This window comes from Leptolyngbya sp. 'hensonii', assembly GCF_001939115.1.
Taxonomy (GTDB): Bacteria; Cyanobacteriota; Cyanobacteriia.
In genome coordinates this window covers 1-9074 of the sequence record NZ_MQTZ01000074.1, presented here as the reverse complement: position 1 = coordinate 9074, position 9074 = coordinate 1, and the positions used below count along the sequence as shown (strand labels likewise).

Annotated in this window: 13 protein-coding genes and 1 pseudogene; 5 read left to right on the top strand and 9 right to left on the bottom strand. The window is 47.2% G+C overall.

What is annotated here, in order from left to right:
* Nucleotides 1-157 (bottom strand): helix-turn-helix domain-containing protein (locus tag BST81_RS26695; RefSeq protein ID WP_143780525.1); only part of this gene is annotated, 157 nt, incomplete at its 3' end.
* Nucleotides 158-437: 280 nt separating this feature from the next.
* On the opposite strand from BST81_RS26695, the gene BST81_RS26690 reads away from it, so the two are divergent.
* The 3 genes from BST81_RS26690 to BST81_RS27840 all read left to right on the top strand — a co-directional run bounded on the left by BST81_RS26690 (nucleotide 438) and on the right by BST81_RS27840 (nucleotide 1513).
* On the top strand, nucleotides 438-653 hold the full coding sequence (locus tag BST81_RS26690) for a hypothetical protein (RefSeq protein WP_075601517.1): 216 nt from the start codon (nucleotides 438-440) through the stop codon (nucleotides 651-653).
* Between the two features lie 3 nt (nucleotides 654-656).
* Nucleotides 657-1064, top strand: coding sequence for a hypothetical protein (locus BST81_RS26685; protein ID WP_075601516.1), 408 nt, complete (start codon nucleotides 657-659; stop codon nucleotides 1062-1064).
* Nucleotides 1065-1213: 149 nt separating this feature from the next.
* On the top strand, nucleotides 1214-1513 hold the full coding sequence (locus tag BST81_RS27840; protein WP_143780524.1) for a hypothetical protein: 300 nt from the start codon (nucleotides 1214-1216) through the stop codon (nucleotides 1511-1513).
* On the opposite strand, the gene BST81_RS26680 is transcribed toward BST81_RS27840, so the two are convergent.
* The 6 genes from BST81_RS26680 to BST81_RS26650 all read right to left on the bottom strand — a co-directional run bounded on the left by BST81_RS26680 (nucleotide 1506) and on the right by BST81_RS26650 (nucleotide 6435).
* The gene (locus BST81_RS26680) at nucleotides 1506-2435 is read right to left on the bottom strand and encodes a hypothetical protein (protein WP_075601515.1); all 930 of its coding nucleotides are present in this window, start codon (nucleotides 2433-2435) and stop codon (nucleotides 1506-1508) included. The genes BST81_RS27840 and BST81_RS26680 overlap by 8 nt on opposite strands.
* 689 nt (nucleotides 2436-3124) lie before the next feature.
* Nucleotides 3125-3880 carry a CPBP family intramembrane glutamic endopeptidase gene (locus BST81_RS26670; RefSeq protein ID WP_075601514.1) on the bottom strand — a complete coding sequence of 252 codons (756 nt, stop codon included), beginning with the start codon at nucleotides 3878-3880 and terminating at the stop codon, nucleotides 3125-3127.
* Nucleotides 3880-4332 carry a hypothetical protein gene (locus BST81_RS26665; protein ID WP_075601513.1) on the bottom strand — a complete coding sequence of 151 codons (453 nt, stop codon included), beginning with the start codon at nucleotides 4330-4332 and terminating at the stop codon, nucleotides 3880-3882. Before BST81_RS26665 ends, BST81_RS26670 begins: the two co-directional genes overlap by 1 nt.
* Nucleotides 4333-4369: 37 nt before the next feature.
* Nucleotides 4370-4939 (bottom strand): hypothetical protein, encoded by a 570-nt coding sequence (locus BST81_RS26660; protein WP_216351474.1) that lies wholly within the window; start codon nucleotides 4937-4939, stop codon nucleotides 4370-4372.
* A 113-nt stretch (nucleotides 4940-5052) separates the two neighbouring features.
* Nucleotides 5053-5397, bottom strand: a complete 345-nt coding sequence (locus BST81_RS29335) for a GFA family protein (protein WP_363080957.1) — start codon at nucleotides 5395-5397, stop codon at nucleotides 5053-5055.
* A 135-nt stretch (nucleotides 5398-5532) separates the two neighbouring features.
* Nucleotides 5533-6435: a hypothetical protein gene (locus BST81_RS26650; RefSeq protein ID WP_216351473.1), complete on the bottom strand. Its 903-nt coding sequence runs from the start codon at nucleotides 6433-6435 to the stop codon at nucleotides 5533-5535.
* Nucleotides 6436-6668: 233 nt separating this feature from the next.
* On the opposite strand from BST81_RS26650, the gene BST81_RS26645 reads away from it, so the two are divergent.
* Complete coding sequence (locus BST81_RS26645; RefSeq protein ID WP_075601518.1) at nucleotides 6669-7694, top strand: AraC family transcriptional regulator; 1026 nt, start codon at nucleotides 6669-6671, stop codon at nucleotides 7692-7694.
* A 372-nt stretch (nucleotides 7695-8066) separates the two neighbouring features.
* Here BST81_RS26645 and BST81_RS26640 read toward each other — a convergent pair whose 3' ends face one another.
* Both BST81_RS26640 and BST81_RS26635 read right to left on the bottom strand, forming a co-directional pair.
* Nucleotides 8067-8420, bottom strand: a complete 354-nt coding sequence (locus BST81_RS26640; RefSeq protein ID WP_075601510.1) for a DUF5615 family PIN-like protein — start codon at nucleotides 8418-8420, stop codon at nucleotides 8067-8069.
* A gap of 6 nt (nucleotides 8421-8426) precedes the next feature.
* Entirely contained in the window at nucleotides 8427-8759 is a 333-nt protein-coding gene (locus BST81_RS26635; protein WP_075601509.1) for a DUF433 domain-containing protein, read from the bottom strand.
* Nucleotides 8760-8919: 160 nt separating this feature from the next.
* On the opposite strand from BST81_RS26635, the pseudogene BST81_RS29035 reads away from it, so the two are divergent.
* Nucleotides 8920-9074, top strand: a pseudogene (locus BST81_RS29035) (IS630 family transposase); the annotation flags it as partial.

Sequence of the window (9074 nt, the reverse complement as noted above, 5' to 3'; positions counted from 1 at the left end):
CATACTCCCACCACCACTGCGAGACAGTGTTGCGATGAACTCCCAAATATTCACTAATATCATTGACTCGCTTACCTTGCTGTCGCAGTCGGATTGCTTGCTGTCGCAAGTAAGTCTGGGTCTCGATCGAGAGGTGTCGGGCATCCGGTTTATCCATCACAACCCTCCTTGTGCCTCTACTTCTATTATGCCTTCTGTTTTATTGCCGAGGTAATAGGAGATCGTTCGGCGCACAGTCGCCGTTTTGTTGCCCATCGAAGTGATATAGATAAGATCACTTCTGATTTAAGAATTGTTGTGCAAGAGTTGATTTACTTAGCAGGCTTGAAATGATCACAGGTGCTGCATAAATTGCTATCTGGCAGACTCTAAACTCTGACCTATGTGGAATCGAGTAAGATGTAGGCATGAAACCTTAGGAAAAAGAGTGACGTGATATGACGTTTGCAGAAGTGCTTCCTGCTGCGCGGCGGCTTTCCCCATTAGAAAAGCTTAAATTGATTCGGATTCTAGCTGAAGATTTGGAGGTAACTGAAGACATCTCACCATTGGAGCCTTTCAAAACCTATGACTTACCAACTCCATATGATTGCTTTGGGGCAGGTGCCGTTTTAATGGAAGCCCTCAAGCAGCCCAATGCAAACCAGCAGTAATGTATGCGATTCAAGTATTCAACCACTAGCCCAGCCCAAAACGAGTTTGATAGCCTGCCAAGACTTCCATTGCTGCTACGTCGAGAAAATCAGGTCATTGAAGCGGTTGGTTTGGTGGATAGCGGGGCTACAGTGAATGTCCTATCCTACGAACTTGGTTTGGAGTTAGGAGGGATTTGGGACGATCGCAGAGCCATCATTCAGTTAGCGGGTAATCTCAGCAATCAACCAGCGATGCCGTTCTCTGCGATCACTCAAATCGGGGAATTTCCGCCAACCGAGTTACTGTTTGCGTGGGTGCAGCGTCCAAACACGCCGTTGATCCTGGGTCAAACAAACTTTTTTCTTGAATTCGATGTTTGCTTCTACCGTTCTAAATTGGAATTTGAAGTCCAACCGAAAGCCCCGTAGCCAGCCAGCTAACAATCCCGTTGGACACCGACCGTATTGAGATGGTCGGTTGAGTTCGAGAGGGTACTAGCGGCGGGTGAACGGGGGCGTTAGGCTGCTTCGTTCCTGGGTTGGGGCAGTACGCCAAAATAGTTGTGACTTCATACACCATGACCAGTAGCATCAGTTCTTTAAATGAAGAAGAAACATCAAGCAAAGAGTATCGGGATAAGTTTGATGTCCTCTCAGCATTATGGGTTCTAGCTTGTAATAACCCTATTTCCATCATGAGTTACAACGGAATTAGATACAGGCTGAAATTACCTGCTGACGCTGATATAGAAAGTCTTGTAGAAGAACGAGGTGAGTTGTTTCGACCAGGAGTACCTCCACGTCGCTTGGAAGAGTGGAAAATTGCAATGCGATCGCAGGTAAGGGGTTTGCAATTAAATAACATCCCAATCAATTAGGGAGAATAGTGATATCCCATTTGGGCAGAGTTTCAGACCGTTGCCAGAAGGGGAGATAATTTGCTAACTCCTCAGCCAACACCTTGACCCCTTTTTCATAAATGCCTTCAACCAGATAAACCACTGGAGCCATTGCTTTCCAAGTCATGTGACTGGCCCATTGAACTGCCGCTTCTACCGAATCCAAGATGGTTCCATTCCAATAATGCTCAAGCGCTGCCCAGCATCGTTCAATTGCATTGTATTTGCTGTGATAAGACGGGTAGTAAATCAATCGAATCGGGAGGGTGATCGTTTGGGCGAGTTCAACCATGCGTTTAATGAATTGGGTGCGGTCACTGCGAGTAGCAGGTCCGCCATCTAAATTGATCACCCATTCTGCAATCTCAGGGTAATGGTCTTGATTGTCCTGCCACCACCACTCCAAACAGTCGGCAATAAAATCGCTGGTTTCAGCAGATTGACCGAAGTAAATCGATAACTCGTCGTTGTCGAGATTGAGAATGGCCCCAATAGTCTGACGCGAAGGCAGTTGCTCCTCATCGTACTCCTTCTGCTCCACCAAGGCTTCTCGGACGGCCTGGGCACTAATGCGAGCATATAAAAAGGTCGATTGAAATTTTGGGTCGGCTTGGGCTTGCTGGTCCACTAAACTTGCAATATCGGCTTCCAAATTGACCAATATCACTTCGCTTTTATGCCGCCCCCTGGCTCGATAGTTGTCAACACAGGTGATTCCACTGCGACGCTCATGCAAACCCAGTTGCACACTTGCTCGATTCCACCCTAAAACGGTTTCCGTTTTCCGAGCTGAACCGTCAAAATAATCCTCAGCAACTTTTGCCATAAAGTCTCGCTTTTTTTGTCCAGTCAGCTTTCGAGCAGCATCTTTCAGGGTTGCTTTAATCTTGTCGTCGAGCATGGTAAGGGGATTGACGTTCTAGAGATTCTCAGCCATGAGAGGGATATTCCCGCTCTACTCCTTCTAGAATGACTGGTACTTTATATATTTGCAATCCCCTTACTGCGATCGTTTGGTCTCGACCTACAATTAGTTGAGGTCAAAACATGAAGCAGATGTACTGGTGAAAGATGTGAGTATAGACATCAGGTGTCGCCCGCTTGGATAGTCGTCACTCACCTCCTCCGAGATCTGAAGTCGAGTGTACTACTCAATTTCTAATCCCGTACCCCCATAACACGTTGGAGTGGACTGAATAATACCGCTGGTAGAGTTGCTAAAGTTACCGGCAACCGCTCAACACGACCGTTAGGCTTTGGCAGCAAAGGTTTCAGAATTTCCCATTCTGCATCGCTGAGGTCACTGGGATAAGGTTTGCGAGGAGGATTGGCAATTTTAGGTAAAGCAGTCATGGACGGAGGGCAGTTAAGGCTCAATTCCTTCTAAACTAACGAGTAGTTTTAGATCAACTACTAACCCTTTAGATTATCTTTATAAATCAGCTCTTAGACGGACAAGTGCAAAGACTTTTTATAGAGCTAGCTAACGACCAAGATAAGCAGCGGCAGATGACCTTGACAACTCCACCAGAATCTCTCACCTGTCCACTTCATGGACTTCATCGACTTGTTAGCTGGCGTTATAGTTAGTTAGTGATCCAATTGCTTGCAGGACACAAAGACGATATACGGTACGGTTGCACACATTGCCATCCAACTAAGTGAGATCGCGAGGGAGAAATCATTGGGAACAATCACCAATTTGATTGCACCTTGCATGATCCAATGGATGAGTGCTGATGCCCAAATGGTGCGACGATTGAGATCGTAGAAATAGCAAAGTGGGAATGTCGTTGCCACAGCTAAAAGTGTTGAGGCCAGAGCGATTATCCAATGCAGGGATGCAAACAGTAAGACATGCACCGCGACAAAGGGCAGTAACGAAAGGAGTGCCGCATGCCAAAATGTCCGTCCTCTGCGGAGATGTTCAAACAGATAGCCTCGAAATAAGACTTCCTCTGCTATTCCTGCCTGGGCAAACAAGCCTAACGATACCCCAATCCAGTTATCGCGCAAGGTTAGTTTGGCTCCTGTTACCATTGAAAAAGCTGGATAGAACGCTAAAAGCATCACACAAATGAAGATCGCAACCAGCATTGTACGCAGACTAGGAAATCCCAAACTTAGCGATCGCAGTGCATCCAGCACTGTTTGTTTGAAAATTAATTTTTCTACCCCAAAGGTGGCTGCTATTACAACGATGCTAATCAGGATGCCCCTTTCTCCTAAGGTGCTCTGGGTTAACTGAGCCGTGCGATCGAATACAAACCAGATGCAAAGAAAGCCTGCAAAGATCTTGCCTAATTCGTGCCACGAGAATTGCTGATGTTGCGATTCCGGAATCATCAAGGGTAATTGTAATAGATGGATATTCCGACTAATACGACACCAAATAAAGAGAGACCTGCTCGGGTTATATTCCCTTTATTGAGTAGACCACGAAGCCTAATCAGTTCTGTCTGATCATTGCTTGCTTCAAGTAATTGCGTATACAAAGGTTCATTAATCAATCTTGACGATACAAAGGAACCTACTATGTATAGCAATGATCCGATCATAAAAAACCAATTTCTAAAACCATAAATCAGATATGCTGCAAATATTAGCATCGGGATTAAAACAGTCATACTAATTACAATCGATTTTCTTCCATTTTCAATAATTTTTGAAAAAACAGCATAATATTGTTCTACTGTTAATGCATTAAATGTGGCTCGAAGAACGGTAGAAAGAAATAAGACAACTCCAGCAAAGAGAGCGGAAAAAAATAAAAACGAAATCTTAAAAAGTAATTCCATTGGTAACTCCTTAAGGTATTCCTTGTGCAGGCACTCGTTAGGTTACGGATTCCGGAAACACAACAGATTCTCGTATGACCGATACCCCCATTGCAATCAGACCAAAATTTCTCACTGAACTCCCCAGTATTTGTAGGATGTCTGGCAACGGTAAAAGCGCAACACCAAGGTTTAGAATAATCCCAAGCATGAAAAGACTGACAGCACCTTGCCATAGAACCCTAGCGTGTAGGGAAGCAATTCCAAACATCGTGCCCCCAACCACCATCAACCCGCCATGAAATGTGTAGACACCCTCAAGTTTCCCCAACAGTATCTCGTAGTTGGAGATAGCCTGCTCAAGTGCAATCATGGTTGTGTGAGCAAAATAGATAAAGGCTACTCCATACAGCACCGAGCCGATTAACCCAACCAATCCGATTCGAGGACGCTGGTAAGCATACAATCCAATCATGAGAAATGGCATTGGCAGAAATCCGGCGTAGTTGATGATGAGTTGAGTTCGTGAAAAGCCTCCGCTAGTCCACTCCAGGATATCTGACAATAGATGTAAGGTTGGCGCGAGGATAGCTGTAATTGCAATGATCCAGTGTAAAGTTATTGTCATCTACCCCTTCCCTCGACTGAGATTGTATGCAAGCTGACGCTCAAGCTCAAACTGCGGTTCAGAGCGCAGCAGCAGAGACATCGGCTGGATAACTTGTTAGGCAGATGCTTGCTCTACCATAACTCTGGATACTCGGCGTGAGTTGGAAGCCCTCCACTAGCACAACCCCATGATGCTCTGGATGCCCAGAAGATGTGATCCGTAGGAGTAATAGGCGGTGCTGTATCCAACGATCCAGCTGGAATAACCATAATCTTGCCGTTGCGGGTTAGACGCGGAACCGGGCACCCACAATGTCTGCAAAACCATTTGCCGAAACTCTTTGCCGTGGGAAGATTATAACGTGTGATGCTTTCCTCTCCGGAGAGCCATCGGACCTGGCTAGGATCAACGGTTAGATTTGTAGCATGACCTGTGCCTGTGCCTTTGCGACACCGTGAGCAGTGGCAATGAAGCATTTTCTGGAATGGTGGGTTCACTTCAAATGTTACCGTTCCACAAAGGCAACCACCGTAAATGCTGGACTTGTTCATGGCGAAGTTTCTCGGCTGCGATATCTGTGGATCACACCTGTCAGAGTGATAGTCGTTCTCTTATGCTGCAAACAGCAAGGCAGGACTGAGGGGGGGGATGTGATAACGATCGCGCACCACCTCCAACGGGAGATCTATGACTTCCCAAAAGTTCCAGTGATCGGATAAATCGACGCTACAAGCAGCTCCTCGCTGCAAAGCATGGATAACAAGCGGGATATCGAATAATCCCTGAGCGGGATCGGCAATGGGAGTGATTTTGATATTCCAGTGAAAATGCAAAATGACAAACAACAGAAACGCAAAACCATCCTTGCGAATAAAACCAGCCTGAAATGCACCCTGCTGAATTTCATCTTGTGGGGTGGTATCGTAACCAGAAAGGATATGCCCTAAGTCATGAAATACCAGGCGTTCTGGAATGCCGCCTGCTTCACCAGGAAAGGGAAAGCCATTTTGGGTGTAGTGCTGCCAAAAAGTATGACCCAGCGTTCCTTCCGGTAGTTGGCCAAGCTGGCGATATTTTTGCGCGATCGCTGGATCTTCGCCGCTTTTGAAGAACAGCGACGCAACGATTTTTTTAACTCCCGCAATCCCCTCTTCATGTAGTGCAGGCACCACGATTTGGCTCATCATACGCCGCATCATCTGAAATTGAGCCAACCGTTGATGACCGCTTACCACCTCTTGGAGCACTCGTAAGCCTTGCTCATGCACTGCGAGGTTCCTGGCTAACTCCTTCAGTGCCTGCTGCTGTTGAGGAGTTGTTTCGCCATCTATCATCGCCATGACGATCGCCAGTTGTAATAGCCGCCTGCGGTGATGCTCCTGGGGAATCGATTGCGCCACTTGGAATGGAGTGACCGATGTTGCTGCCATGTCTCGATTGCCTTGGTGCAGGGCAGCAATGATCTCTAAAAACTGTTGCTCGCGTGGTGTTAAAGCTTCAGGGTTGGCAGCCACAGTGACTAGAGATCGCAGTACTAAGGGTAATTCTCGGGAAGAAAAAATTGCAATGTCCATAACAACCTCTATTCTTCAAGGAGTGGAACTGTTGATAGCTTTAGACTACTGGCTACTCCACCGGCAAAGCAATGACTAAAAACGTCGAAAAAATTGACTTAAAATGTCATTGTGCCCAAAATGCCACTCTGCCCATGTCAATGAATCATCCTGAGAGCATCGAGCAGCATCTCATGCAAAATTCCGTCTCAGTTAAACTCGTGCAAGCGATTTTAGAGGCTGCCGCCCACTGTGGTCTGAATGCCGATGACATCCTGGCTGCCCTGAAGCTTGCTCCAAGTTGTTTAGAGGATGTGGATGGGCGAATTTCCCACGAGCAGTTTTGTGCGCTCTGGCAAGCCATTACTCAGCGAACTGACAAGTCAGCGCTTGCACTATCGCCATGCGGCTGCATTGGCTTGCAGATGGCAGTCGCCGCAAAACCAAAAACCTGGGATGTATTGGGTTACGCGATGCATAGTAGTGCCAATTTGGGGGAAGCATTTGAGCGGTTAGTGCGTTACTCCCGTCTCAGGCATACAGGAGCCGAATTTACCTTCGAGGTTCAGGGAGATGTCGCCCGGATTACGATGGCAATTCCCAGCACAGCCCTGCCCCCTAATGATGCGATGGGTGAATGGGTAGGAGCAAACTTTGTTCTGTTGAGTCGTCAGTTAACTGGGCTAGATTTAGTGCCGTTACAGATGGGGTTCCAGCACTCCAAACCAGAGGATTTGTCAGCTTACCATCACCTTTTTCGGTCTCCTTTAGCCTTCGATCAGCCCGTAAACGAAATGAGGTTGGATGCAGCAGTTATCCAACGCCCCCTGGCACAAGCTGATCCGGGACTCTCCTCCATCCTCGATCGCCATGCAGAAGAACTTTTGGCTCGATTGCCGCAATCTGAAAGCTTGCTCGATAGTGTCAATCGATTGCTGAGTGAGGGATTGCGGGGAGGTAATCCGAGCTTAACGGCGATCGCTCAACAACTTGGCTATGCCCCCCGCACCCTACAACGGAAGCTACAAGAAGTAGGCACATCTTACCATACGCTACTAGACGAAATGAGGCGAGAGCTTTCTATCTACTATTTGCGAGAGGCACAAATTGCGGTGAGTGAGGTCGCTTTTTTGTTGGGTTTTTCGGAAACCAGTGCGTTTCACCGTGCGTTTCGACGTTGGATGGGCGTTTCCCCTGGTGAGTTTCGCCGCAGTGCCTGACGGGGAAGAATTGAGCTAACGTTTAGGATTGAACGTTTTGCAAATGCTCATGGGCGATCGCAGGACTCATGAGGGTGTCTCTACACAACGTAGGTGATTGAAAGCTAACGACCAAGTTGAGCCGCCGTAAACAACCTAGTGGGTCATTTGTAAGGAGTGTAAAAAACAAGAGGCTTATGTGGAAGGCTTTGCAGCCATTTTCAATGGCGATGTTCGAGGCAAATAACCCACTAGGCTCTAAGTACAGCCCCACAGACAACCTTTGCTGTATAACGGTGAAGTGCAGCGGCGGCAGACAACCTCGAGCTTAGCACCAGTAGCTTTTGACCGTCCGCTGCCACGCAGTGTTAGGTGGCGACAACTACTTCTAGTCTATCGTAGAGGGAGAAATCTTACTTGTCCTTCCCACTCTCCCTCAAGGCTGCACTCCGCAATCAAGATAATTTCCTCTATCGCAACCCCTACTGGAACACGACGGCTCACCTCAAATAATCCAGGCATACGCAATCGAGCTTGGATGCGTTCATATGCAAAAGTTGTCATAGTAGCAACATCATGCGTCAAGACAATTCGTTCTTCTTGGGCTGCCCATTCTAAAACAGTAGGGTCATCCACTCCGGACAAACCGACATCTTGAACACGCACAATATCAACATCTGGACTTTGGCGAAGAACACCCCGCACAATTTGGTTGTTAAAATTTTCATCAGCCAGGAATCGAGCCATTGCAGATCACCTAGATTGATTCTGCCTAGCAAGTAAGCGATCGCGTATTCCAATAGGATTAAACCGCTGTTCAGCCTCCTGCTGAATTATATTTGCCTGACGCTGACGTTCGGAAAGATAGGTATGAACCTCATCCCGATGTCTGAGATAGTAACCAATAACAAGATATATATCTGGTAGCTGAAGCGACGGATACTGCTCTCCTATTTCCTCTGGTGTACATCCCTCTAAAAAAGCCGTCACGACAGTATCTAGGGTGACACGAGTTTTAGACACTCGCACAACACCATAAGCATCAGTCTCTATAGGTGCAGGTTCAAGGGCAATTGCTAGAGTCATAGATATTTCCAGGTTTCTAAACCCTATGGTAGCAAACAACCATTCTGAGCAGAGCCTTCAAGGGCTATAGAGAGGGCTATAGAGATTGATCGCTAGTCCTTATAAGTAGGTCGGAGGAATAAAGTATAAGATAGATTTGGCCCTCTACTGGTTGTCTCTAGTGCCTGCCCCCTTACGAATCAAACTGAGTGACGAGGAAGACCGCACCCTGGCTGAACTGAGATTAGCCACGACCGTGCCGCAACGAACCCGAGACCGTGCCCATATGCTGCGGCTGAATGCGCAAGGATGGACCGCCCCGGCAATCGCCGAGGT

Excerpts from the sequence above, each read along its gene's own strand:
- BST81_RS26670 (WP_075601514.1), bottom strand. The coding sequence starts at position 3,880 with ATGATTCCGGAATCGCAACATCAGCAATTCTCGTGGCACGAATTAGGC.
- BST81_RS26690 (WP_075601517.1), top strand. The coding sequence starts at position 438 with ATGACGTTTGCAGAAGTGCTTCCTGCTGCGCGGCGGCTTTCCCCATTA.
- BST81_RS29335 (WP_363080957.1), bottom strand. The coding sequence starts at position 5,397 with ATGCTTCATTGCCACTGCTCACGGTGTCGCAAAGGCACAGGCACAGGT.
- BST81_RS26660 (WP_216351474.1), bottom strand. The coding sequence starts at position 4,939 with ATGACAATAACTTTACACTGGATCATTGCAATTACAGCTATCCTCGCG.
- BST81_RS26645 (WP_075601518.1), top strand. The coding sequence starts at position 6,669 with ATGCAAAATTCCGTCTCAGTTAAACTCGTGCAAGCGATTTTAGAGGCT.
- BST81_RS26640 (WP_075601510.1), bottom strand. The coding sequence starts at position 8,420 with ATGGCTCGATTCCTGGCTGATGAAAATTTTAACAACCAAATTGTGCGG.
- BST81_RS26680 (WP_075601515.1), bottom strand. The coding sequence starts at position 2,435 with ATGCTCGACGACAAGATTAAAGCAACCCTGAAAGATGCTGCTCGAAAG.
- BST81_RS26685 (WP_075601516.1), top strand. The coding sequence starts at position 657 with ATGCGATTCAAGTATTCAACCACTAGCCCAGCCCAAAACGAGTTTGAT.
- BST81_RS26635 (WP_075601509.1), bottom strand. The coding sequence starts at position 8,759 with ATGACTCTAGCAATTGCCCTTGAACCTGCACCTATAGAGACTGATGCT.
- BST81_RS26665 (WP_075601513.1), bottom strand. The coding sequence starts at position 4,332 with ATGGAATTACTTTTTAAGATTTCGTTTTTATTTTTTTCCGCTCTCTTT.
- BST81_RS27840 (WP_143780524.1), top strand. The coding sequence starts at position 1,214 with ATGACCAGTAGCATCAGTTCTTTAAATGAAGAAGAAACATCAAGCAAA.